The organism is Achromobacter sp. GQ309 (assembly GCF_059759315.1).
The window spans coordinates 640,555-665,104 of record NZ_JCAXDP010000001.1; the positions used below are offsets into that span (position 1 = coordinate 640,555).

A 24,550-nucleotide genomic window follows, 5' to 3' on the forward strand; every position below is an offset into this window, starting at 1 on the left:
AAAACGCCGCGATTGCGGCGTTTTTTTCGTCAGAATTCTGCGGGCAGCTTTTCGCGCCAACGGTTTGCGAGCAGCGCCGGCCGTCATCGGCCACGCCGTCTACAGCTTGGCGTATGCGGCTTCCAGCTCGCGATGCAGCACGTCGGCAAAGTCCGCGCTGGCGGGATCCTGCTGCGACAGCAGGCGCGCCAGCACGACGTTGTCTTCCTCGCCGTTCCAGATCTTGATGTAGGTGCCTTCCTTGTAGCCGTGCTGCTGGCGGAAGATGTTCAACACGTTCTTGGACACGTATTGCGTGTAGGCGTCGTTCCAGGTCATCTCGCAGGCGGTCATCGTCTGCTCCAGGACCTTGAAGCTGGCGCGTCCGCACACGGCCAGTCCGCCGATCAATTCGAGCAGTTCCGGCACGTTCAGTGAGTCCAGCGCGTAGGTCTTGCCGTCCAGGATGACGGAGGCCGGCGTGGCCAGATCGGCCACAAGCGCGCGGGCGGCGGCTTCGACGTCGCCAGCCGACTGGACGATCGTGTGCGACAGATAGAAATGCAGGATGTCGACCAGTTCCATCTGGACCTGCGGCAGGTCGATGGTCTGCTTCTTCCACCACTTCCAGCCGTAGTGCTCCAGGGCTTCGGCCGATTCGACGAACGCGGCGCGCAGGAAGCGGGCGCCGCCGTTGACCCAGTCCGGATTGATCATGCTGTTCAGATGGCCTTGCAGCTTCAGCATCGTGGCCGCCTGGGCCTGGTTCAATCCGACTACGTTGTTCACTTTCACTCCGGGAGGGGCTGGTTCAATGGCCGGAAATGTTAGCACCAACGCCAACCAGCCAAGCCGCAGCGTGTCAGGCGCCGTCCTTGCGGTATGACGACGGCGTCAGGGGCGGCAGCTTGTTCAGCGCCGACTTGCGCGGGTTGCGCGCGCTGCTGGCCGCTTTGAACAGCATGAAGGCAAAGAAGGCCAGGAACACGGCGGGCATCAGTTCGTCCAGTTCGAACCGGGGGCTGTGAAACGCGCGGAAAGCGATGTTGGCCGCGGCCCAGCCTGCCATGATGCCGGCCACCGTCAGCACGGCGCCGATCTTGCGTGACCGCGCCTGCCGGGCGAGCGTGATGTTGGCCTCGTCGGGTTGGCCCGGGAACGTCGCCAGGGGCGCTTCGGGTGCCGAACGCGCACGCGGGGATGGCGACGCGGTATTGCCCCAAGGCGCGTCGGACAGCGAACCGGGCGTCGGGGAGGGCGGGACGGCCACGGGCATCGGCACGGCAACCGGCGCCGTCTGCCTGCGCGTTTCGCGCCGGCTGGCGATGCGGCCCGGCGAGGCGCCCTTCGCGTTGGTCAACTCTTCGATATAGCGCGCGAAATCGCCGTTCTTGGGCTCGGCATCAATGGCCATGACGCTCTCCGGATCAATTGCCCCGCCGCGCGCGCACCGGTTGGCGGCGCTTGCGCACCATGGCGAGGAGAAGCCCGCATCCTAGCAAAACCGAGAGCCCCGCGCCGATCATCATGGCGATCTGCTGCGCGTTCTGCGCCGTGCCCAGGCTGCGCGCGGTGATGTAGCCGGGCGCCAGCATCAGCGGCATCCACAGCACTGCTGACAGCACGTTGGCCAGCTGGAAGCGCCCATGCGCCATGCCCATCACGCCCGCCACCGTGGGAATGGTGGAGCGGATGGGGCCCAGAAAGCGGCCGATCAGCACCGACGCAAAGCCGTAGCGGTAGAAGAACAGCCGAGCCCGTGCCACGCCGGTGCGCTGCTGCTTGAGCGGCCAGCGCCGCAGCACGTTGGGTCCCGCCCAGCGGCCCAGATAGTAAGAGAGCGCGTCGCCCACGATCGCGCCGGCGATGCCCCAGGCGATCACGCCCCAGGGCGCGAGCGTGCCGGCGCCGATCAGGCCGCCCGTCAGCAGCATCAGGGCGGTCGCGGGAATGAAAAGTCCCAGGAGTACCATGGACTCGCCCAGCGTGAGCAGGAAGGTGATCGGTCCGGCCCAAGCCTGGTTGGCTTCGATGAACTGGCCGATCTGGGTGATGTATTCATCCATGATGCAAAGTTGAAAATTAGCTGAACGCAATCGGGTATGTTAACGCCTGCGCGGCCGGCCGTGAGGCGGCTAGGCCATTTGGCGGAACGCTCGACGTTGGAGAAACATGGATTCAGTTACACAAGCGGTGCTGGGCGCCAGCATTCAAGGCGCCATGCTGGGGCGCGTGCAGGGCAGACGCGCCCTCATCTATGGCGCGGCGCTGGCCACCTTGCCGGATCTGGATGTCCTGATGAGCTACCCGGACCCGGTGTCGCTCATGACCTATCACCGCGGCTTCTCGCATTCCGTTTTCGTGCTGACCGGCCTGGCGATGCTGCTGGCCTGGCTGATACGCAAGTATTGGCCCAATGCACCCTATGGCGGGCGAAGGCTGTTCCTGACGATATGGCTGGTGCTGGTGACGCATCCCATCCTGGATGCGTTCACCGTCTATGGCACCCAGTTGTTCTGGCCGCTGGCCCTCACGCCGGAAAGCTGGTCGACCGTGTTCATCATCGATCCGGTCTACACCGTGCCGCTGCTGTTGGGTGTCCTGTTTGCCATCGCGGTCGGAATGACCCGCAACGCGCGCCGCTTCATGGTGGGGGCGCTGGTCTTCAGCACGCTATACCTTGGTTTCGGGCTGGCTGGCCGCATGGCGGCCGAGCATCGCGTGCGGGACGCCATGCAGGAACAAGGCGTTACGGTGACGCAATTGCGCGCGGTCCCCATGCCGTTCAACACCCTGGTGTGGCGGGTGTTTGCCAAGACCGGCGATGGCGACTATTACGAATCGGTGAGCAGCCTGTTCGACCGCGATCCGCCGGAATGGGTGCGTTTGCCGCTCAATCTGGACGCCGGACGCGTGCTGGCGGGCGAGCCGCTGCACGAACGGCTGCGTTGGTTCACGGATGACTGGCTGCGGTATGACGTGATCGGCGATGCGCTGGTCGTGTCGGACCTGCGCATGGGCATGGCGGGTCACTACACCTTCCGGTTCAAGATGGCGGAGCGTGCGACGGATGGCACGTGGCGCGCGGTTACGCCGTCCGTCTGGCCGACCAGCCGCGGCGGCTGGAATGAGATGAAGCTGGTGCTGGGTCGCATCCTGCATGCGCAACCGCCGCTGCCGCTGGCCGAGTGGTCCGAACTGACGAAGCAGTAGGCTGAAATCGGGCTGACGGCTCGCACGAACAAGGCTCCCGCGACCCGGGAGCCTTTTTTCTTGCGCGGCCGTATTGACCTGTTTCCGCTGCTTGCATTATTCTTGTTCTCTAATAAGGAACTTCGGTTCCGTTAAATGGAACAAGTATGAGTATTCTTGACGGCGTTCAACGCGTGCTGTCGCTGTACGCAGAGGGCGCGGCCGAACTGAGCTTTACCGAGGTCGCCGCGCGGCTGGCCATGCCCAAAAGCACGGCTTCGCGTCTGCTGAACCAGATGCAGAACTACGGCATGCTCGATCAGGACGCCGCCACGCGCCGCTATCGGCCTGGCGCGCTGCTCGCGCAGGCCGTGCGTGCCGGTATGGCCGCCACGCCGCTGGACGAGGCCTGCCGTGCCGTCCTGGCCCGGCTGTCGGACGACAGCGGACTCACGGCGTATCTGTCCACGCTGAATCAGCGCGAGACCGTCGTGCTGCAACGGCTGAATGGCTCGCACCCCGTGCAGGTGCTGTCGCCGCCCGGATCGCGCCGCGCCGCGTCGGGCACGGCGATGGGCCGGGCGCTGCTGTCGCGGCTGACCGACACCGAATTCCAGGCCCTGTATGGCGCCGATCCCGCCCAGTCGCTGCCAATGGAAGGACGAGACTGTCCAGCCACCGTCGGCGACCTGGCCGCGTTGGTGGCGCAGACGCGCGCGGACCACTGCGGCGTGGCGATCGACCAGGCTATGCCGGGCATCGGCGCCGTCGCGGCGGCCGTTCGGGACCCCGCCACCGGCGAACTGCGCGGGCTCTGCTTGTCGTTTGTCTCGTTCCAGGCTGATGCGGCGCGCGTGGCGGTGCTGCGCGAATCCGTGCTGCAGCACGTCGGTGCGCTTGGGCGCGAGCTCAACGATCCCTACTGGCTGAACTGACCTACCGAATGCCTTGCGGCGGCCTCGCCGCCGCATCCAGAACCATCACCTATCGGACTTCATTCATGAACCTTCTGCTCCTCAGCAATTCCAGCAGCGACGCCGGCTATCTGGTGCACGCCATGGCCGACATCCGCGAACTGATCGAATCCCTGCCGCAAGGCGCGCCGGCCGTGTTCGTGCCGTTCGCGGGGGTCACGCGCAACTGGGACGACTACACGGCGCTGGTCACGTCGGCATTGGCCGACACGGGCCTGGCCATCCAGGGCCTGCACACCGCGCAGGATCCGGTCGCGGCACTGGAAGGCGCATCCGTCATCATCGTGGGCGGCGGCAACACGTTCAACCTGCTGGGCGAATTGCGCCGCCAGGGCCTGCTCGACGTCGTGGCGCGCCGCGTGCGCGAGGGCGCGGCCTACCTGGGCTGGAGCGCGGGTTCCAACCTGACGTGCCCCACCATCTGCACGACGAACGACATGCCCATCACCGACCCGAAAGGCTTCGACGCGCTGGGGCTGGTGTCCTTCCAGATCAATCCGCACTACACCAACGCGCATCCTCCCGGCCACCGCGGCGAAACGCGCGCCCAGCGCCTTGCCGAGTTCTGCACGCTGAATCCGGCCATGCCGGTGCTGGGCCTGCCCGAAGGCGCAGGCCTGCGCGTGCGCGGCGCCAAGATCGCGCTGGTTGGCCCGCACGACGCGCCGCTCTTCCTGGGCCGCGAAGAACCGCGCATGTTCCGTCCCGGCCCGGTGGAGATCCCGGCATGAAGCAGGTGATCGACGCCATCGAATTGCTGTCGTCCGCGCACGTCACGGGCGAATCCGTGGCGCAGGTGCTACGCGACGCGGGCAATTGCGAAGTCGAGGTCACGCCTCTTGCGCGTGATGGCTTGGCCACGGATTTCCTGTCCATCGTGATTCCCGGCCTGGATGATTCGGCCCCGCAACTGGGCATCGTCGGCCGGCTGGGCGGCATCGGTGCGCGCCCCGCGGTGACGGGCCTGGTGTCGGACAGCGACGGTGCGGTCGTGGCGATTGCCGCTGCGCTCAAGGTGATGGCGATGGCGAAGCAGGGCGACGTGCTGCCCGGCACGGTCCGCATCCGCACCCACATCTGCCCGCGCGCCGGCACGCGCCCGCATCATCCGGTGCCGATGATGCGCTCGCCGTTCCCCATGCGCGAGATGATGTCGCACGAAGTGGATCCGCGCATGGACGCGATCCTGTCGGTGGACACGACGCGCGGCAACCGCCTGGTCAACAAGCGCGGCGTGGCGCTCACGCCGGTCGCCAAGCAGGGCTACCTGCTGCGCATTCCCGAGACCATGCTCGACGTCATGGGTTGGGTCAGCGGCGAACTGCCGGTGACGCTGCCCTTGACCACGCAGGACATCACGCCCTACGAAAACGGGTTGTGGCACGTGAACTCCCTGATGCAGCCGGCCATCGTCACGGACGCGCCGGTCGTCGGCGTGGCCTTGACGGCGCAGACCACCGTGCCGGGTTGCGCCACGGGCGTCACCAACGCCGTGGATGCCGACGTCGCCATGCGCTTTTGCATCGAGATCGCCAAGCTCTACGGGCAGGGCGCCATGACCTTCTTCGACGACGCCGAGTGGGGCGTGCTGCAGGCCCGCTACGGTTCGATGGCGCACCTGCAGACCGTCGGCCGCGAAGACGGAGCCGTGCAATGAGCGCCCTCACACCGCGCCGCGTCGCGTTCTTCACCATCGGTCAATCGCCGCGTAGCGACGTGGTGCCGGAGATGGCGCCCGTGCTCGGCGCCCATGTGCGCATCGATGAGTTCGGCGCGCTCGACGGCCTGGACGCGGATGCTTTGGCCGCGCTGGCGCCGCGACCGCGCGAATACCGCTTTGCGACGCGCATGCGCGACGGTTCCCAGATCGAACTGGACGCAGCCGCTGCCGAGGCGCGCTTGGCCGACGTGATGCGCCAGGCGGACGGCCAGGGCTACGACATCCTGGTCCCGCTGTGCACCGGCACGGCCATCGCGCCGATGCGCACCCTGGTGGTCGAGCCGCAGCAGGTCGTGGATCACCTGGTCGCAGGCCTGGCGCAGCATTGCCGCAAGGTCGGGCTGGTGGTTCCGCTGGAAGCGCAGGTCGACGCTTTTCATATGGCCGTGCCGCTGGAATGCGAAACGCAGGTCGTGCACGCGTCGCCGTACGAGGCCGACGCGCAGCAGGCCGCCCGCAACTTCGAGGCCGCCGGACGCGAACTGGCGTCGTGCGATCTGATCGTCATGCACTGCATGGGCTACGCGCAGTCCATGCGCCAAGCCGTGGCGCAGGCATCGGGCCGCCCCGTGCTGCTGTCCAACCGCCTGGTGGCGCAAGCCCTGGCACAAATACTGGAATAACGCCGCCGGACGCAATCCCGAAGTTCCGGCCGCACAGGTTCGCGCGGCCGGTCCGGGCGAGCGGCGAGAGGAGACGAAGCCGACTTCGTCAATCAATCGTTGGGAGTTTTTTTATGTTCAGCCGTACCCTGCACCGCGCCGCTGGCGCACTATTCGCCGTCGCCGCGCTGTCGGCCACTTCCGCGCATGCCGCCGACGCCTGGAAGCCCGCCAAACCCGTGCGCCTGCTCGTGGGCTTCGCGCCGGGCGGTTCGGCCGATACGCTGGCCCGCCTGCTGGCCGAGCCGCTGTCGGCCCGCCTGGGCCAACCGGTCGTCGTCGAGAACCTGGCCGGCGCCGGCGGCAACATCATGGCGTACCGCCTGAGCCAGGCGCCCGCCGACGGCTACACCATCGGTATCGCCGCGGCCGGTTCCATGGCCATCACCCATGTCCTGAATCCCAAGGGCACGAACTACAAGCCCGCCGACTTCACGCCCATCACGCTGGCCGCGGTGCAGCCCAATGTGGTCATCGTGAACAAGGACGTGCCGGCCAACAACCTGGCCGAACTGAAGGAATATTTCCAGAAGACGCCGACGGCCACGTACGGCACCGCGGGCGTCGGCATCTCCAACCACCTGATCGCCGAGACCATGCTGTACAAGCTGGGCGTCAAGGTGCCGCACGCCGCCTACCGCGGCGCCGCGCCCGTGATCACCGACCTGCTCGGCGGCCACATCGCCATGACGATGGACAACATCTCGACCGCCGCGCCGTTGGCGTCGCAAGGCAAGGTCAAGGCAATTGCGGTAGCGTCGATCAAGCGCGCCGCGCAATTGCCCAACGTGCCGACGCTGGACGAGCAAGGCCTGAAGGGCTTTGACATGCCGACGTGGCAAGGCGTGTTCGCGCCCGCCGGTCTGCCCGCCGACGTGCTGGCCGCCTATTACGCCGCACTGCAGGACGTGCTGAAGCAACCGGCGCTGATCGAGAAGATGGCCGGCCTGGGTTCGGAGCCCGTCACCGGCATGACGCCCGAGAAGTTCAGCGAGTTTCTTGAAAACGACCGCAAGCAGTGGGCGGACATCGTCAAGGCCGCGAACATCAGCCTGGAGCAGTAAGGCGCCGCAAGCGGCTTGAACCGCTGTAAGGCAAAACGCCAGACCCGAGAGGGCCTGGCGTTTTTTATTGGAGCGTCGGAGAAGAGGCGGCTTGTCGGAGCATGACGCGCGGCTGGCCGGCGATTAACGGATCCTGCCTAGGCTCATCGGAGCTTGCCCAAGCCAATCGGAGCTTGCGCAAGCCAATCGGAGCTTGCGCAGGCTCGGCGCGGCGTAGCGCGGCAATGCGCCACCGCGTCAGGCCGGCATGCGCGCCGCGATCTCCGCGATGAGACGGCGCGCGGCATCCAGCTTGTTGCCGGCGGGCAGCGGGTGTGTGCCTTGCGCGTCGAACAGCACCAGTTCGGTGGTGTCGGCGTCCATGACCTTGTGCGCCAGATTGCCGACCAGCAGCGGGATGCCTTTGCGCGTGCGCTTGGCTTCGGCGTGCTCGGCCAGCTTTTCCGTTTCGGCGGCAAAGCCCACGCACCAGGGGCCATTTTCGAGCTTGGCCACTTCGGCCAGGATGTCCGGATTGGGCTCGAATTCCATCAGCGGCGCGCCGCCGCCTTCGCTGGTTTTCTTCAGCTTCTGCGTGCTGACGTTCTTGACGCGCCAATCGGCCACGGCGGCGACGGCGATGAAGATGTCGGCATCGCCCACACTGGCCATCACGGCGTCGTGCATCTGGCGCGCGGTGGTGACGGGCAGGGCGGTTACGCCGCGCGGGATGGGCAGGAACGTGGCGCCGGTGATGAGGGTGACGCGGGCGCCGGCCTCCCGGGCGGCGCGAGCCAGCGCATAGCCCGTCTTGCCGGAAGACCGGTTGCTCAGCACGCGCACCGGGTCCACGGGTTCAGAGGTGGGGCCTGTGGTCAGCAGCACGTGGCGGCCGGCCAAGAGCTTGGGCTGGAAGAAGGCGATCAGGTCGGTCAGGATCTCATGGGCTTCGAGCATCCGCCCGTCGCCGGTTTCGCCGCAGGCCTGTTCGCCCGCCGAAGGTCCCAGCACGGTCACGCCGTCTCCGCGCAGGGTTTCGACGTTGCGCTGCGTGGCCGGGTTAGCCCACATTTCGCGGTTCATGGCGGGCGCCACCAGCAGCGGACAGGCGCGGGCCACGCACAGCGTGGACAACAGGTCGTCGGCCATACCGTGTGCCACCTTGGCCATGAAGTCGGCGCTGGCGGGCGCGATCAACACGGCGTCCGCGCCGCGCGTCAGGTCGATGTGCGCCATGTTGTTGGGCACGCGCGCATCCCACGCGTCCACGAACACGGGGCGGCCCGACAGTGCCTGCATGGTGACCGGCGTGATGAAGTGCGTGGCCGCCTCGGTCATCACCACATCCACCGTGGCGCCTTGTTCGGTCATGCGCCGCACCAGCTCGGCGATTTTGTAGCAGGCGATGCCCCCGGTCAGACCGAGGACGATGCGTTTGCGGGCGAGATCGAGCATGAGGACGGGGCGGCGGGTTAGCGCCGCATAATCGTGGAAGTGAGAGGGATTTTATTCTGCATTGCCGCAATGCGCCGTTCGTCATGCATTAGAGGGGGCATCAAACCGGACGAAAGCCGCGGAAGGCGCAGCATGGGGTAGGCCTGACGAAAGCAGAAAGGGGCGCAAACCGGCGCTTCGAAAAGGCGTTGCAAAGAGGCACTGCAAAAAGGCGGTGAAAAAAGGGGGGGCGTTGCCCCCCTTGTCGCGTCACGCTTGCGGCTTGCGGGCACGAAGCAGTTCGTCCAGCACCAGCAGCACGGCGCCGCAGGTGATACCGACGTCCGCAATGTTGAAAGCGGGGAACTGCCAGTCGTTCCAGTAGAAGAGCAGAAAGTCCACCACGTGGCCATACACCACGCGGTCGATGACGTTGCCGATGGCGCCGCCCAGGATGAGCGTGAGCGCCAGGCTGAAACGCGGTTGGCCGTGCGTGCGGCGCAGCATCCATATGATGACCACTGCCGCCACGCAGCCCAGCCCCGTGAACAACCAGCGCTGCCAGCCTTCTTCGGACGCCAGGAAGCTGAAGGCGGCGCCGCGGTTGAACACCAGCGTGAAGTCGAAGAAGGGCAGGATGTTGACGCGCTCGCCGTACTGGAATGACGTGTTGAAGTAGACCTTCGTCAACTGGTCCAGCACGATGATCAGCAACGCCAGCGCCAGCCAGCCACCCACGCGCGCGGGCGCGGCGCGGGCGGGGGCGGTGCCCGTCACTCCGGGTTCGGCGGGGCGGGCCATGTTCAAGCCTTGTCGCGGGCTTCGCCCGAGCCGAACAGGTTGGACACGCAGCGGCCGCAGATCTCGGGATGATCGGCGTCCTGGCCGACGTCAAGACGCCAGTGCCAGCAACGTTCGCACTTCTTGTGGGCCGACGGCGTGACCTCGATGCGGGTGTCGCCTTCGCCCGCGTGCACCGCGGCGCGCGAGACGATCAGGACGAAGCGCAGGTCGTCGCCCAGGCTGGCCAGCAGTTGCTGGTCTTCGCCGTTGGCGTACAGGTCGACTTCGGCCTGCAGCGACGAACCGATATCGCCCGCCGTACGCACTTCTTCCAGCTTGCGCTGGACCTCGGCGCGGATGGCGCGCAGGCGCGTCCACTTGGCGGTCAGGGCATCGGCGTCCGCAAACGGCGGCAGCACGTGATAGACCTCGGTGAAGATCGTGGCGCGGGCGGCGTCGGCCTGGTTCTTCAGGGCGGACGCAACCAGTTCCTTCCAGGCCTCTTCCGCCGTGAACGACAGGATGGGCGCCATCAGCTTGAGCAGCGTCTGCGTGATATCCAGCAGGGCCGTCTGCGCCGAGCGGCGGGCGCGGCTGTCGGGGGCCGACGTGTAAAGGCGATCTTTCAGGATGTCCAGGTAGAACGCACCCAGGTCTTCCGAGCAGAACGTCTGCAAACGCGAGACGGCCGGATGGAAATCGTAGCGTTCGTAGTTGGCCTGCACTTCCGACTGCATCTGCGCCGTCATGGCCAGCGCGTAACGGTCGATCTCGAAGAGTTCGCCGTAAGGCACTGATTGCGACACCGCATCGAAGTCGGCCAGGTTGGCCAACAGGAAGCGTAGGGTGTTGCGGATGCGGCGATAGCCTTCCACCACACGCTTGAGGATTTCGTCGGAGATCGACAGCTCGCCCGAGTAGTCGGTGGAGGCCACCCACAGGCGCAGGATTTCGGCGCCCAGGGAATCGGAGACCTTCTGCGGGGCAATCACGTTGCCGACCGACTTGCTCATCTTGCGGCCCTGGCCGTCCACCACGAAGCCGTGCGTCAGCAGGGCCTTGTAGGGCGGCTGGCCGTACAGCATGCAGCCGGTCAGGAGCGACGAATGGAACCAGCCGCGATGCTGGTCCGAGCCTTCCAGGTAGAGGTCGGCGGGCCAGGCGAGTTCAGCGCCATGCGAACCGGCGAATTCGCCGTCCTTGCCGCCCAGCACCGTTGCGTGCGTGCTGCCCGAGTCGAACCATACGTCCAGCGTGTCGCGGTTCTTTTCGTACTGGTCGGCTTCGTCGCCGAGAAGCTCGCGGGGATCGAGCGCCTGCCAGGCCTCGATGCCGCCCTGTTCGACGCGCTGCGCCACCTGTTCCAGCAATTCGGACGTGCGCGGATGCAGTTCGCCGGTTTCCTTGTGCACGAAGAACGCCATCGGGACGCCCCACTGGCGCTGGCGCGACAGGGTCCAGTCCGGACGGTTGGCGATCATGGCATGCAGACGGGCGCGGCCCCACGCGGGGTAAAACGCCGTGGCGTCGATGCCGGCCAGCGCCGATTCGCGCAGGGTCGGGCTGCCGTCCTTGGGCGCGACATCCATGCCCGCGAACCATTGGCTGGTCGCGCGGTAGATGATGGGCGTCTTGTGGCGCCAGCAGTGCATATAGCTGTGCTTGTGCTTTTCGACGTGCATCAGCGCGCCGGCTTCCTTGAGCGCTTCGACGATCTTGGGGTTTGCGTCCCAGATCGACAGGCCGCCAAAAAGCGCCAGGCTGTCCACGTACTTGCCGTCGCCCATCACCGGGCTGATGAAGTCGGTGTCCTTCATGCCGTGCTCCTTGCACGACACAAAGTCTTCGATACCGTAAGCCGGCGCCGAGTGCACCACGCCGGTGCCGGAGTCTGCCGTGACGTAGTCGCCCAGGTACACGGGCGCCTTGCGATCGTAGGCGGCGTTGAACTGCGCCAGCGGATGGCGGAACTCGATGCCTGACAGGGCCTCGCCGGGCGCCGTGGCGATGACTTCGCCTTCGAGGTCCCAGGATTTCAGGCAGGCTTCGACGCGTTCCTTGGCGATGAGCAGCAGGGGACCGAACTTGGGCGTGGCAGCCGAAGTGACCCGCACCAGCGCGTATTCAATTTCGGGATGGACGTTCAGCGCCTGGTTGGACGGAATGGTCCAGGGCGTGGTCGTCCAGATCACGATGGCGCCGTCGTCCACCGAATCCAGGCCGAAGGCTTGGGCCAGCCGCTTGTGGTCGGCGAACGGGAACGCGACGTCGACGGCGGGATCCACGCGATCCGCGTATTCGACTTCAGCCTCGGCCAGCGCCGAGCCACAGTCAAAACACCAGTTCACCGGCTTCAGGCCACGGAACACGTAGCCCTTGTCCAGGATGCGGCCCAGCGCACGGATCTCGTCGGCCTCGTTGCTGTAGTTCATCGTCATGTACGGACGATCCCACTCGCCCAGCACGCCCAGGCGCTTGAAGTCCTTGCGCTGGCGATCGATCTGTTCGAGGGCGTAGGCGCGGGCCTTGGATTGCACTTCCGCCACGGGCAGGTGCTTTCCGTACTTCTTTTCGATCTGGATCTCGATGGGCATGCCGTGGCAGTCCCAGCCCGGCACGTAGTGCGCGTCATAGCCGGCCATGTTGCGGCTCTTGACGATGATGTCCTTCAGGATCTTGTTGACCGCGTGGCCGATGTGGATGTCGCCGTTCGCATAGGGCGGGCCGTCATGCAGCACGAAGCGCGGACGGCCGCGGCTGGCCGCACGGATCGCCTGGTAGACGTGGTTTTCCTCCCATTGCGCAATCCAGGCGGGCTCGCGCTTGGCGAGGTCGCCCCGCATGGGGAAGGGGGTATCGGGCAGGTTGAGGGTCTTTTTATAGTCCATGAACGGCAAAATAGGCGCGCGCGTTTCGCGCGTCTTCGGCGATGGCGGCAGTCAGGGAAGGGAGATCAGGAAATTTTTCTTCGTCCCGCAGCTTTTGCAGGAATTCAACGCGTACGAGTTTACCGTAAGCGTTGACGGACTCGTCGAGCAGGTGTGACTCAAGCAGCACTCTGCCGCGGTCCTCGACCGTCGGGCGCACGCCTAGACTCGCCACCGCCGGCAGCGCGCGGTCGGCCAGCCCATGAACCTGCACGACGTAGATGCCCGACCGCGCGGCGCATCGTTCGGCCACACGCAGGTTCATGGTGGGATAGCCGAGCGTACGGCCGAGCTTCTGGCCGTGGATCACGTGCCCGCTGATATGGAACGGGTGGCCCAGCAGATGGCGCGCTCGTTCCAGGTCGCCCACGGCCAGCGCGGTGCGCACCTCGGAACTGGAAATGCGGTGACCTTGACGGTCGGTCACGTCCGCCAGCGTCTGGACCTCGAAGCCATGCACCATGCCGGCTTCGCGCAGCAGGTCGATATCGCCGCTGCGCTTGTGCCCGAAGCGAAAGTCCTCGCCCACGAGCAGCCATTTGGTCTGCAGCCCCTGCACCAGAAGGTGCTCGATGAAGGCGTTGGCCGACATTTCAGCCAGCCGGGCATTGAACCGCTCGACCACGACCTGCGATATGCCGTAGCGCGCCAGCGCGGCCAGCTTGTCGCGCAACCCCGAAATGCGGGTCGGCGCCAGTTCCGGACGCTGGTTGAGGGTGGCGAAATACTCCCGCGGGTGCGGCTCGAACGTCATCACGGCCGGCGTCAGCCCGCGTTCGCGTGCCACCTGGCAGACGCGGGCAAGCATGGCCTGGTGCCCGCGATGGACGCCGTCGAAATTGCCGATTGTCAGCGCGCAGGGGGCGCGCCGTTCGGGCGGGGGCAGGGATCGGTAGATGCGCAGCGATGGTTTCACGAGCGAGAGTTTACAATTTTGGATTACGGGTTTGTTCGTATCCCGCCCGCAGGGGGTGCTCAGCCGCCTTTGCGGGCACGGCGTGCGCAGGGCGCGCGCCTGATTTCGGGACCGGAACCGCCCGTTTTCCCTTGGAATTGTTCATCTTGCCGGAAACTTCTTCTATTAAGCGCCGCCTCGTCATCCTGATCTCGGGGCGGGGCAGCAACATGCAGGCGCTGGCCGAGGCCTGCCGCGACGAACACTGGCCGGCGGAAATCGCCGCCGTGATCGCCAGCCGTCCCGACGCCGGCGGCCTCGAATGGGCCGCCGCGCAGGGCATTCCCACAGCGGCCCTGTATCACAAGGACTACGCCAGCCGCGAAGCCTTCGATACCGCGCTGGCCGCCGAAATCGATCGCTATGCGCCCGACTACGTCATCCTGGCCGGGTTCATGCGCGTGCTGACGCCCGGCTTCGTCAATCATTACGCCGGCCGCCTGGTCAACATCCACCCCTCGCTGCTGCCCGCATTCCCCGGCCTGCACACCCATGCGCAGGCGCTGGCCACCGGCGTGCGCGTGCATGGCTGCACGGTGCATTTCGTCACCCCGGTGCTGGACCACGGGCCCATCATCGCCCAGGGCTGCGTGCCGGTCCTGGCGGGCGACACGCCTGAATTGCTGGCCGAGCGCGTGCTGGCCGTCGAGCACCAGGCCTTTCCGGCTGCCGTTCGCTGGCTTGCCGAAGGCCGGGTTACCCTGACAAACGATCACCGCGTGGCCGTCCAGGGCGACCCCGTGCGCCTTTTTTCCTGGTCGCCGGCCGCTTGAACGGCCCTGAAAAGCATTTTTCGGGCGGAACGCTTCCGCCCTACTGGAATACACCATGACTAAACCCCAATCCCCGCGTTCCCGCCCGGCCGGCTCCTTCGGCGCCGCCTCGGAAGGCCGCGACGGCCGGTCTTTTTTCTCGCGTCCCAAGGGCGACGCCCGCAAACCGGCGCCGCGTGACCGGGCCGAATCCGGCGACCGCGCGCGCGACGAGCGCACGAGCGATCGCGGCGGCTATGGCCAGGACCGCGGCGAGGGCCGGGGCCGCCCCGACTCCCGCTCGTCGTTTGGCGGACAGCGCAATGAAGGGCGCGGCAGCGAACGCGGTTCGTACAGCCAGGACCGCCGCGAAGGGCAGGGACGCCCGGATTCGCGTTCGTCGTTTGGCGGTCAGCGTGGCGAAGGGCGTGGTTCCTATGGACAGGATCGCGGCGAAGGCCGAGGCAGCGAACGCGGTTCGTACAGCCAGGATCGCCGTGAAGGCCAGGGACGCCCGGACTCCCGCTCGTCGTTCGGCGGCCAGCGTGGCGAAGGCCGGGGCTCCTTTGGTCAGGATCGCGGCGAAGGCCGTGGCGGCGAACGCGGGTCGTACAGCCCGGATCGCCGTGGAGGTCAGGGGCGCCCGGACTCGCGCTCGTCGTTCGGCGGCCAGCGCGGCGAAGGTCGCGGCTCCTTCGGCCAGGATCGTGGCGAAGGCCGGGGCGGCGAACGCGGTTCGTACAGCCAGGACCGCCGTGAAGGTCAGGGACGCGCGGACTCGCGCTCGTCGTTCGGCGGCCAGCGCGGCGAAGGTCGCGGCTCCTTCGGCCAGGATCGTGGCGAAGGCCGTGGCGGTGATCGCGGTTCTTACAGCCAGGACCGCCGTGAAGGTCAGGGACGCCCGGACTCACGCTCCTCGTTCGGCGGCCAGCGAGGCGAAGGTCGCGGCTCCTATGGACAAGATCGCGGCGGTGCCCGTGGCGGCGAACGCGGTTCGTATGGACAGGATCGCAGCGAAAGCCGTGGCGGTGAACGCAATTCGTACGGCCAGGACCGTCGCGAAGAGCAGGGACGTTCGGATGCCCGCTCCTCCTTCGGCGGCCAGCGCGGCGACTCGCGTGGCGGCGAGCGCGATCACGCCCCGCAAAAGCCCCAGTCCAATCGACCCCGCCTGTCGCACGCGGCCATCCGCATCGATCAGGTGCAGCGCGTGCTGGGTGAAATCCTGCAATGGACCTATCCGGCCGACGCCGCGCTCTCGCACTGGCTGCGCCATCACCCGAACCTGGGCGCGCGCGACCGTTCCGAAGTCGCCGAGGCCGTCTATGACGTGCTACGCCACCTGCGCCGCTACCGCCAGTACGGCGAAAGCGGTGTCGGCCCCGCGTCGCGCCGTCTTGCCATCCTGGGCCTGAACGCGACCCTGGGCGCCGAGTTCCTGCAGGAGGGCATGGACGCCGCGGAGGCAGAGTGGCTGCAACGGGTCACCCGTATCGACGTCGCGACTTTGCCCCGTGCCGTGCGAGGCAGCATCCCCGACTGGCTGGACGAGCGCCTGAGCGCCATGGAAAGCCCCGAAACGCTGGTGGAAGCCCTGAACCGCCAGGCCAGCCTGGACCTGCGCGTGAACCCGCTCAAGGCCGAGCGCGATGCCATGCTGGCGGAACTGCAACAAGGCGCGGGCCGGTATGAGCCCACGGCCATGCCTTTTTCGCCCTGGGGCATCCGGATGGAAGGCCGCCCCGCCATCAACCGGTGGCCCCAGTTCGAAAACGGCAGCATCGAGGTCCAGGACGAAGGCAGCCAACTGCTGGCCCTGCTGGTCGCCCCGCGCCGTGGCGAAATGATCATCGATTTCTGCGCAGGCGCCGGCGGCAAAACGCTGCTGCTGGGTGCACTGATGCGTTCGACCGGCCGGCTGTACGCCTTTGACGTCTCGGCGGCCCGCCTGGCGCGCGCCAAGCCGCGCTTTGCGCGTAGCGGCCTCTCGAATGTGGTCCCGGTGGTGATCGACAACGAGAACGACGCCCGTGTAAAGCGCCTGGCCGGCAAAGCCCAGCGCGTGCTGGTCGACGCGCCTTGCAGCGGCATCGGCACCCTGCGCCGCAATCCGGACCTGAAGTGGCGCCAGCACCCCGAGGCGCTGGCGGAACTGGGGCAGCTCCAGGAACGCATCCTGAACAGCGCCGCGCGCTGTGTCGCGCCCGGCGGCCGCCTGGTCTATGCCACGTGCAGCCTGCTGGCCGAGGAAAACGAAGTCCAGGCTGACCGCTTCCTAGCCAGCCATCCGGACTTCGAACGTGTGGATGCCGCCGAAATCCTGGGCGCCCGTTGCGAGTCCCTGAAACTGGAAGGCCCGTACGTGCAACTGCGTCCGGATCTGCACGGCACCGACGGCTTCTTCGCCGCTGTGTTCGAACGCAAGAAGAAGGGCGCCGGCACGGATGCCGCCGAGGCTGCTGAAGCCAATCTCGCCGACGAGGACGACCGGATCGACGCGGCCGATGGCGCTGAGGCCGAAGCCCAAGCGGGCGCCGACGCTCAGACCGTTACGGCCGAGGAAACCACCGTCGAGGAAGCCGAAGTGAAAGCTTCTGACGTCAAAGAAACGGAAACCGCGGTCAAGGACCCGGCGTAACGCCCACCGTTGCGCTGTAGCGGCGGGTTCCGATGGTCTTGTTCTGATACTTCACTTCCCAGGACAGGGTGTCGGAACCCGGCTGGTCGGCCTGGTAGACAACCTGCGCCACCGGCACCGATTTGTACGCGCAGCGCCCGGAATTATTGGACTGCCCGCGCGTCTGCTGGATGCTGGCCTTGCCCAGCGTCGGCATCTGGGTGATGGACACGCGCGGCGCCCGCAGCGCCAGGCAGTCCGACCCGCGGATCTCATAGTAAGAAGCCAGGACGGCGACGTCCCCAGACTTCAGCGTTTGCGCTGAAGCCGGGGCGGATATCGCCACACCGAGCGCGGCCAAAACGGTTAAAAAACGGTGACGCATTGTGGTGAGCGATATTCGTGGGAGAAAAGAGACAGTGGGCGGGCGGAACGGGGTGCAGTGTGCCCCGGTATCGTGGCGCCTTCAAGACTGCGGGTTTGCCTGACTGGAACTTTAAACGCCAAATGGTGCCAAAACCCGGTGCGACTGCGATTTTCAGGCCGTCCCCCTCTGGGCAAAGCCGCCGCAACCGCACAAGTAAAGCCTCTGCGCGCGCTCAAAGCGCTCGCAGGGCGGCTTTTTGGCTCAAAACCGCGCCTTAGTCCTTGATTTCTCTCAATAACTATTTTGAAACTAGATTGTCATCAGACGGCTAAGGTACGCTAAACTTTCAGCCACCTTCTCATGCGAGGCTCATAACAGCTTTATGGATTACATCCTCTCCTTCATTGCCGGCGGCCTGACCCAAGCGACTTGGTGGCAGATCGTCGTTTTCACTTTGGTCGTGACGCACATCACGATTGTTGCGGTCACGGTTTTTCTCCATCGCAGCCAAGCGCACCGCGGTCTGGATCTCCATCCGGCTGTCATGCACTTCTTCCGCTTCTGGCTCTGGATGACGACCGGTATGGTCACCAAGGAATGGGTGGCTATTCACCGCAAGCATCACGCCAAATGCGAAAAGGAAGGTGACCCGCACTCGCCCATGCTGTTCGGCATCTGGAAGGTTCTGTTCCGCGGCGCCGAGCTGTACCGCGAAGAATCGAACAACAAGGAAACCATGGCCAAGTTCGGCCACGGCACGCCTGACGACTGGCTCGAGCGCAACGTCTACAGCAAGCACAGCCTGTGGGGCGTGCTGACCATGCTCGCCATCGACGTCGCCCTGTTCGGCGCGATCGGCGTCACGGTCTGGGCTGTCCAGATGGCCTGGATTCCCTTCTGGGCCGCCGGCGTCGTCAACGGCATCGGCCACTTCTGGGGCTACCGCAACTACAACAGCCCGGACACCAGCACCAACGTGTTCCCGTGGGGCATCGTGATCGGCGGCGAAGAGCTGCACAACAACCACCACGCCCACGGCACGTCGGCCAAGTTTTCGGCCAAGTGGTACGAGTTCGACATCGGCTGGTGCTACATCAACATCCTGAAGTTCTTTGGCCTGGCCAAGATCAAGAAGGTTGCGCCCAAGCTCAAGCTGGACGACTCCCGCACGGGCATCGACCTGCGCACGCTGCAAGGCGTGATCACGCACCGCTACGAAGTCATGGCCCGCTATGCGGACGTGATCAAGAGCGCCGCCCGTGAAGAACTCGCCAAGCTGAAGGCTTCGCGCCAGGAAGGCAACGCCGAATGCGGCTACACCAAGCTGCACAGCGTGCGTCGCGCCATCCATCGCAACGAAGATATCCTGCAGCCCGAGCAACTGGCTGCCGTGGACAAGGCCATCGCCCAGAACAAGTCGCTGTCGACGCTGGTGCAGATGCGCCGCGAACTCGGCCGCATCTGGGAAAGCTCCAGCGCCAGCAGCGAACAGCTTCTTCACGACCTGCAGGCCTGGTGCCAGCGCGCCCAGCAAAGCGGCATCGCTGGGCTTGAGCAGTTCGCTCAACATCTGCGCCGCTACGCGGCATGATGCTAGAGAAGCTAAATCCTGAACAACGCGCCGCAGTAACGTTAGAACCGCAGCACGCCCTGGTCTTGGCCGGGGCGGGCAGCGGGAAGACCCGGGTGCTCACCACCCGCATGGCCTGGCTGATTCAAACCGGCCAGGCTTCGCCTTTTGGGCTGCTGGCGGTCACGTTCACCAACAAGGCCGCCCGCGAGATGCTGGCGCGCATGTCGGCGATCTTGCCGATCGATACGCGCGGCCTCTGGATCGGCACGTTCCACGGCCTGTGCAACCGCATGCTGCGCGCGCATCATCGCGACGCCGGCCTGCCCCAGAGCTTTCAGATCCTCGACGTCACGGACCAGCTTGCGGCCATCAAGCGCCTCATGAAGGCCAACGGCGTCGACGACGAAAAATACCCGCCCCGCGATGTGCAGCGCTTCATCAACGGCGCCAAGGAAGAGGGGCTGCGTCCGCCGGACGTCGAGGCTTACGACGCCCATCGCCGCCGCCTGATCGAGATCTACCAGCTCTACGAAGCCCAGTGCCAGCGCGAAGGCGTGGTCGACTTCGCCGAGTTGCTGCTGCGCGCCTACGAATTGCTGTCGCGCAACGCGCCCGTACGCGAACATTATCAACGCCGTTTCCGGCACATCCTGGTCGACGAGTTCCAGGACACCAACACGCTGCAGTACAAGTGGCTGCGCCTGCTGGCCGGCGGCGGCGCGGCCATTTTTGCCGTGGGCGACGACGACCAGTCCATCTACGCGTTCCGCGGCGCGAACGTCGGCAACATGGCCGACTTCGAGCGCGACTACGCGCATGGCACCGTCATCCGCCTGGAGCAGAACTACCGGTCCTACGGTCACATCCTGGATTCGGCCAACGCGCTCATCGGTCACAACTCGGGCCGCCTGGGCAAGAATCTCTGGACCGATCAAGGCGAAGGCGAGCCTGTCCGCGTCATCGAACAGCCGTCCGATGGCATGGAAGCGCAGTGGATCGTGGACGAAATCCGTTCGCTCATCCACGAAGGCAGCGACCGCCGCGAAATCGCCGTGCTGTATCGCAGCAACGCGCAGTCGCGCGTCATCGAACACGCCATCTTTTCCGCCGGCATTCCGTACAAGGTCTACGGCGGCCTGCGCTTCTTCGAACGCCAGGAAATCAAGCACGCGCTCGCCTACCTGCGCCTGATGGCCAATCCGCACGACGACACCTCGTGGATGCGGGTGGTCAACTTCCCGACGCGCGGCATCGGGGCGCGCACGCTCGAGCAATTGGCCGACGCCGCCCGGCAGCATGACACCAGCCTGTATGGCGCGGTGGCGCTGGTCGGCGGCAAGGGCGGTTCGAATCTGGCGCAGTTTGCGCAACTGATTCATCGCCTGATCGAAGAAACGCGCGAGCTGCCGCTGCCCGAAATGGTCGAGCACATGCTCGAAGCCAGTGGCCTGAATGCGCACTACAAGGCCGAGCGCGAAGGCGCCGAGCGGCTGGAGAACCTGAACGAACTGATCACGGCCGCGGCCGTGTTCGCGTCCGAGGAAAACTACGACGGCATGCCCGCCGGCGTGGTGCCCGACCACGACACGTCGTCGACGCTCATGCCGGGCGTGGTGGACGCGCCGGCGGTTGCGGGAGACAACCTGACGCCGCTGGCCGCGTTCCTGTCGCATGCGGCGCTCGAGGCCGGCGACAACCAGGCCCAGCAAGGCCAGGACGCCGTCCAGCTCATGACGGTGCATGCTGCGAAGGGCCTGGAGTTCGACGCCGTCTTCATCACCGGCCTGGAGGAAGGACTGTTCCCGCACGAGAACAGCATCCTCGAGCCCGCCGGCCTCGAAGAAGAACGCCGCCTGATGTACGTGGCGATCACCCGCGCGCGCCAGCGCCTGTACATCAGCCTGGCGCAAAGCCGGATGCTGCATGGCCAGACGCGCTATGCGATGCGCTCGCGCTTCCTGGACGAAATTCCCGAGCAGCATCTGAAGTGGCTGACGCCCAAGGCTGGACTGGCGCCCATCAGCGCCACGGGCGCGGGCTGGGGTGGCGGCAACCGGGGCGATGCCTTCGGCCGCAAGCCAACCAACACCATTGCGCCGCGTCAACCCCGTGGCGTCGCAACCGGCGTCACGGTGGGCGACAAGCAGTATCGTGTGGGTCAGGGCGTCCGTCACGCGCGTTTCGGCGACGGCACCATCATCGGTCTGAGCGGCGCGGGTCAGGACGCACAGGCGGAAATCCACTTCCGCGACGTAGGCGCCAAAACGTTGGCGCTGGGCATCGCCAAGCTCGACATTGTTCAGGGTTGACTACATATGGCTACCAACGATTCCCCCAAAGCCGAGCTGGCGGCCCTGCGCGCCGAAGTCGACGAGATCGATCAGCAGATCATGTTGCTGCTTGGCGTGCGATTCCGTTGCACCGACATGATCGGCGAACTCAAGACCAACCACGGCATGGACCTGGTCGATCCCAAGCGCGAAGCCCAGCAGGTCGAACGCATCCGCCGTTTGGCGCTGGAAGCGGGCGTTCCGCCCGATCTGGCTGAAACCATCCTGCGCGAAGTCATCGACACGGTAATCGACAACCATACCCGCCTGCGCGAGCGTCCGTACTCGTAACCGCAGGCGCGCGCCCAGCGCTTCCCACGCAAGCGCGCGGCACGCTCAAGCCCAAAGATATCGGCCCCGGATTGGGGCCGATTTCATTTGGATCAGGCTTCGCTCTGGTCTATCTCTTCCAGCGATCCCTGCAGCTCAAGCCACTGTTCTTCCAGTTCCCCCATCCGCTTGCCGTGTTCGCCATGTTCCGCCATGACCTTCTGGCGTTCAGCGCGACGCGCGTCGGAATACAGGTCCGGATCGGCGATCACCGCATCCAGGGCGGCCAATTTGCCGCGCAGCTTTTCCATCTCGGTTTCGACCTTGGCCAGCTTGGACTCCAGCGGCTTGCGCAGTGCAGACAGGCGTTGCCGCTGTTCGGCCTCGGCGCGGCGTTGCGCCTTGCGATCCACGACAGGCTCGCCGCCGCTTTCAGCGTTTTCACGCGCCTCGGCCCGCTCGTCCGCGTTGCGCGCGGCCAGCCAGTCGCGGTAGTCCTCAAGGTCGCCGTCGAACTCGCGCACCGCACCGTCCGCCACGATCCAGAAGCTGTCCACCGTAGTCCGCAAGAGGTGCCGGTCGTGCGACACCAGCAGCATGCTGCCGCCGAAGTCCGCCAGCGCGGTGGCCAGGGCCTCGCGCGTCTCCACGTCCAAGTGGTTGCTGGGTTCGTCCAGCAGCAGCAGGTTGGGCTTTTGCCAGACGATCAGCGACAGCGCCAGCCGCGCCTTTTCGCCGCCCGACATCGGGCCGACCTTGCTGGTGACCGTATCGCCCGAGAACCCGAACCCGCCAAGATAATTGCGCAGCTCCTGCTCGCGCGCCTCGGGCGCCAGGCGGGCCAGGTGCGCGATCGGCGTGCTGTCCACGTCCAGCATGTCCAGCTGGTGCTGGTGGAAATACCCGATGGCCAGGCCGCGCGAGGCGCGGCGCTCGCCCGCCTGCACGGGGATCTCTTCGGCCAGGGTCTTGATCAGCGTGCTCTTGCCGGCCCCGTTGGCGCCCAACACGCCCACGCGGCTGCCGGCGCGCACCATCAGCGTCACGTCGCGCAGGATGGGCACCGCGTTGCCTTCGGCGTCCGTGTAGCCCGCGGACAGGTGTTCCAGCGTCATCAGCGGATCGGGCACCTGTTCGGGTGACGGAATGCGGATGTCGATGCCCGCTTCGGCCTGCAGCGGCGCCAGCACCTGCATGCGCGCCAGCGCCTTCACGCGGCTCTGCGCCTGCTTGGCCTTGGAGGCCTTGGCCTTGAAGCGGTCGATGAAGCCTTGCAGCCGGGCCGTCTCGCGCGTCTGGCGCTCATAGGCAATGTTGGATTGACGCAGGCGCTCGGCGCGTTGCGTCAGGAAGTCGCCATAACCGCCGCGATACCGCGTCAGCTTGGCATGGTCGAAATGCAGAATGGACCGCGCGACGGCATCCAGGAATTCGGTGTCATGGGAGATCAGCATGACGGTGCCTTCGTAGGCGCCGAGCCACTTCTCCAGCCACAACATGGCGTCCAGGTCCAAATGGTTGGTGGGCTCGTCCAGCAGCAGCAATTCGGACGGAGCCATCAGCGCGCGGGCCAGCGATAGACGCATGCGCCAGCCGCCGGAAAAGCTCTCGACGGGCTGCGTCCATTCGGCAGGCTTGAAGCCCAGGCCGGCCAGCAGTTGCTCGGCGCGCGAGGCGGCGCTCCAGGCGCCGGCTTCCACCAGCGCGGCTTCCACTTCCGCGATCTGCGTGCCCTGGTCGTCGGACAGCGTCGCGCGCTGCGCCTGCAACGCGCGCAGGTGCGTGTCGCCGTCGATGACGAACTCGCGGGCAGGGCGGTCGTCGGCGTGAAGTTCCTGCTCGACGCTGGCGATGCGCCAGCCGGCGGGCAGCGACAAGGTGCCGGCGTCCAGGTCCAGCGCGCCGGTCAGCAGCGCGAACAGCGAGGACTTGCCCGCGCCGTTCTTGCCTACGATGCCGACCCGTTCACCGGGGTTTACAACGAATTCGGCGCCGTCCAGCAGCACTTTCGTGCCGCGGCGCAGGGTCAATCCAGAGGCGCGTATCACAGGCTCAGTTGCTCGCGGGTAAGCAGCAGCAGCTGGTCCGAGGCTTCCTCGGTGTCCAGCCAGACGGGCGAAAGCTGCGGGAAGGCGGCCTCGAAGAAATCGCGCTCATGGCCGATTTCCAGCACCAGCACGCCGTTTTCCGACAGGTAGCGTGGCGCGGCGTCCAGGATGCGGCGCACGAGGTCCATGCCGTCGTCGCCGCCGGCCAGCGCCAGTTGCGGTTCGTGCAGATACTCCTGGGGCAGGGCGCGCATCGAACCGCTGTTCACGTAGGGCGGATTGCAGACGATCACGTCGTATTCGCGCGCGGGCAGGTTGTCGAAGAGATTGCTGGCGTGCAGGTCCAGGCGATCGGAAAGCCCGTAGTCGTCGACATTGCGGCGGGCGACTTCCAGCGCGTCGGCGGAAACATCCACGGCGTCCACGTGGGCGTAGGGAAAGGCCAGCGCCGACAGGATCGCCAGGCAGCCCGAGCCGGTGCACATGTCCAGCACGTTCTCCATCGCCAGCGCGTCCTGCACCCACGGCGACAGCCCCTGGTCCAGCAGCTCGGCGATCGGCGAGCGCGGCACGATGACCCGCTTGTCGACGTAGAACCGATGACCGCGAAGCCACGCTTCGTTGGTCAGGTAGGCGGCGGGCACGCGTTCGGTGGCGCGGCGGTCCAGCAGGTCGAGGACGCGCTCGCGCTCTTCGCGCACCACCCGGGCATCCAGGAACGGATCCAGCGTGTCCAGCGGCAGGTGCAGCGCGTGCAGTGTCAGGTAGACCGCCTCGTCCCAGGCATTGTCGCTGCCGTGTCCCAGCGACACCTGGGCGCCATTCAGGCGCGACACGCCGTAGCGGATCAGGTCGCGCACGGTCTGCAGTTCTTCGCGGGAGGTTGCGTTCGTATCAGGCATTCAATTCACCGCCCCAGGGGGA

22 protein-coding genes are annotated in these 24,550 nt (G+C 66.2%); 11 read left to right on the forward strand and 11 right to left on the reverse strand.

The genetic code is table 11. The features are described from left to right. Window positions 1-99: 99 nt before the first annotated feature. From AC6CIE_RS02980 to AC6CIE_RS02990, 3 genes are all read right to left on the reverse strand, one after another. Window positions 100-750: a dUTP diphosphatase gene (locus AC6CIE_RS02980; RefSeq protein ID WP_498091549.1), complete on the reverse strand. Its 651-nt coding sequence runs from the start codon at window positions 748-750 to the stop codon at window positions 100-102. Between the two features lie 91 nt (window positions 751-841). Continuing rightward, window positions 842-1,393, reverse strand: a complete 552-nt coding sequence (locus AC6CIE_RS02985) for a hypothetical protein (protein WP_175123450.1) — start codon at window positions 1,391-1,393, stop codon at window positions 842-844. Window positions 1,394-1,406: 13 nt separating this feature from the next. Beyond that, complete coding sequence (locus tag AC6CIE_RS02990) at window positions 1,407-2,045, reverse strand: DedA family protein (protein WP_498091094.1); 639 nt, start codon at window positions 2,043-2,045, stop codon at window positions 1,407-1,409. Window positions 2,046-2,151: 106 nt separating this feature from the next. Between AC6CIE_RS02990 and AC6CIE_RS02995 the strand changes: the two genes are divergently transcribed. The 6 genes from AC6CIE_RS02995 (at window position 2,152) to AC6CIE_RS03020 (ending at window position 7,591) form a co-directional block, all read left to right on the forward strand. Next, a complete protein-coding gene (locus tag AC6CIE_RS02995; RefSeq protein WP_218344743.1) occupies window positions 2,152-3,192 on the forward strand; it encodes a metal-dependent hydrolase in 1,041 nt (346 codons plus the stop codon). Between the two features lie 146 nt (window positions 3,193-3,338). Continuing rightward, entirely contained in the window at window positions 3,339-4,106 is a 768-nt protein-coding gene (locus tag AC6CIE_RS03000) for an IclR family transcriptional regulator (protein ID WP_191575594.1), read from the forward strand. 65 nt (window positions 4,107-4,171) lie between these two features. Then, window positions 4,172-4,876, forward strand: coding sequence for a dipeptidase PepE (gene pepE / locus AC6CIE_RS03005; protein WP_175138370.1), 705 nt, complete (start codon window positions 4,172-4,174; stop codon window positions 4,874-4,876). After that, complete coding sequence (locus tag AC6CIE_RS03010) at window positions 4,873-5,802, forward strand: DUF1177 domain-containing protein (RefSeq protein WP_498091096.1); 930 nt, start codon at window positions 4,873-4,875, stop codon at window positions 5,800-5,802. The genes pepE and AC6CIE_RS03010 overlap by 4 nt, the downstream gene beginning before the upstream one ends. Continuing rightward, on the forward strand, window positions 5,799-6,488 hold the full coding sequence (locus AC6CIE_RS03015) for an AroM family protein (RefSeq protein ID WP_498091098.1): 690 nt from the start codon (window positions 5,799-5,801) through the stop codon (window positions 6,486-6,488). Before AC6CIE_RS03010 ends, AC6CIE_RS03015 begins: the two co-directional genes overlap by 4 nt. A gap of 113 nt (window positions 6,489-6,601) precedes the next feature. After that, a complete protein-coding gene (locus tag AC6CIE_RS03020) occupies window positions 6,602-7,591 on the forward strand; it encodes a Bug family tripartite tricarboxylate transporter substrate binding protein (RefSeq protein WP_498091100.1) in 990 nt (329 codons plus the stop codon). A gap of 237 nt (window positions 7,592-7,828) precedes the next feature. Here AC6CIE_RS03020 and coaBC read toward each other — a convergent pair whose 3' ends face one another. From coaBC to AC6CIE_RS03040, 4 genes are all read right to left on the reverse strand, one after another. After that, window positions 7,829-9,025, reverse strand: coding sequence for a bifunctional phosphopantothenoylcysteine decarboxylase/phosphopantothenate--cysteine ligase CoaBC (gene coaBC / locus AC6CIE_RS03025; RefSeq protein WP_498091102.1), 1,197 nt, complete (start codon window positions 9,023-9,025; stop codon window positions 7,829-7,831). Between the two features lie 249 nt (window positions 9,026-9,274). After that, window positions 9,275-9,805, reverse strand: coding sequence for a signal peptidase II (gene lspA / locus AC6CIE_RS03030; protein WP_175123441.1), 531 nt, complete (start codon window positions 9,803-9,805; stop codon window positions 9,275-9,277). Window positions 9,806-9,807: 2 nt separating this feature from the next. Next, window positions 9,808-12,675, reverse strand: a complete 2,868-nt coding sequence (gene ileS / locus AC6CIE_RS03035) for an isoleucine--tRNA ligase (protein WP_175123440.1) — start codon at window positions 12,673-12,675, stop codon at window positions 9,808-9,810. Next, window positions 12,665-13,630, reverse strand: coding sequence for a bifunctional riboflavin kinase/FAD synthetase (locus AC6CIE_RS03040; RefSeq protein WP_175123439.1), 966 nt, complete (start codon window positions 13,628-13,630; stop codon window positions 12,665-12,667). The genes ileS and AC6CIE_RS03040 overlap by 11 nt, the downstream gene beginning before the upstream one ends. Window positions 13,631-13,776: 146 nt before the next feature. On the opposite strand from AC6CIE_RS03040, the gene purN reads away from it, so the two are divergent. Together purN and AC6CIE_RS03050 are read left to right on the forward strand one after the other, a co-directional pair. Beyond that, window positions 13,777-14,442 (forward strand): phosphoribosylglycinamide formyltransferase, encoded by a 666-nt coding sequence (gene purN / locus AC6CIE_RS03045; protein WP_175123438.1) that lies wholly within the window; start codon window positions 13,777-13,779, stop codon window positions 14,440-14,442. Window positions 14,443-15,631: 1,189 nt separating this feature from the next. Next, window positions 15,632-17,059 (forward strand): RsmB/NOP family class I SAM-dependent RNA methyltransferase, encoded by a 1,428-nt coding sequence (locus AC6CIE_RS03050; protein WP_452001370.1) that lies wholly within the window; start codon window positions 15,632-15,634, stop codon window positions 17,057-17,059. Here the strand turns inward: AC6CIE_RS03050 and AC6CIE_RS03055 are convergent. Next, window positions 17,043-17,270, reverse strand: a complete 228-nt coding sequence (locus AC6CIE_RS03055; RefSeq protein WP_254594132.1) for a hypothetical protein — start codon at window positions 17,268-17,270, stop codon at window positions 17,043-17,045. The genes AC6CIE_RS03050 and AC6CIE_RS03055 overlap by 17 nt on opposite strands. A 493-nt stretch (window positions 17,271-17,763) precedes the next feature. After that, on the reverse strand, window positions 17,764-17,940 hold the full coding sequence (locus AC6CIE_RS03060; RefSeq protein WP_370633070.1) for a hypothetical protein: 177 nt from the start codon (window positions 17,938-17,940) through the stop codon (window positions 17,764-17,766). On the opposite strand from AC6CIE_RS03060, the gene AC6CIE_RS03065 reads away from it, so the two are divergent. Genes AC6CIE_RS03065 through AC6CIE_RS03075 form a run of 3 tightly spaced genes read left to right on the forward strand, consistent with a single transcriptional unit; the run spans window position 17,860 to window position 21,599 of the window. Next, a complete protein-coding gene (locus AC6CIE_RS03065; RefSeq protein ID WP_370633069.1) occupies window positions 17,860-18,996 on the forward strand; it encodes a DesA family fatty acid desaturase in 1,137 nt (378 codons plus the stop codon). The two genes, AC6CIE_RS03060 and AC6CIE_RS03065, sit on opposite strands and share 81 nt — an antisense overlap. After that, a complete protein-coding gene (locus AC6CIE_RS03070; protein WP_175123435.1) occupies window positions 18,993-21,287 on the forward strand; it encodes a UvrD-helicase domain-containing protein in 2,295 nt (764 codons plus the stop codon). The genes AC6CIE_RS03065 and AC6CIE_RS03070 overlap by 4 nt, the downstream gene beginning before the upstream one ends. A gap of 6 nt (window positions 21,288-21,293) precedes the next feature. Then, window positions 21,294-21,599 (forward strand): chorismate mutase, encoded by a 306-nt coding sequence (locus AC6CIE_RS03075; protein WP_175123434.1) that lies wholly within the window; start codon window positions 21,294-21,296, stop codon window positions 21,597-21,599. Between the two features lie 92 nt (window positions 21,600-21,691). Here AC6CIE_RS03075 and AC6CIE_RS03080 read toward each other — a convergent pair whose 3' ends face one another. Together AC6CIE_RS03080 and prmB are read right to left on the reverse strand one after the other, a co-directional pair. After that, on the reverse strand, window positions 21,692-23,626 hold the full coding sequence (locus tag AC6CIE_RS03080) for an ABC-F family ATP-binding cassette domain-containing protein (protein ID WP_498091105.1): 1,935 nt from the start codon (window positions 23,624-23,626) through the stop codon (window positions 21,692-21,694). Beyond that, a complete protein-coding gene (gene prmB, locus AC6CIE_RS03085) occupies window positions 23,623-24,528 on the reverse strand; it encodes a 50S ribosomal protein L3 N(5)-glutamine methyltransferase (protein ID WP_498091107.1) in 906 nt (301 codons plus the stop codon). The genes AC6CIE_RS03080 and prmB overlap by 4 nt, the downstream gene beginning before the upstream one ends. Between the last annotated feature and the right edge of the window lie 22 nt (window positions 24,529-24,550).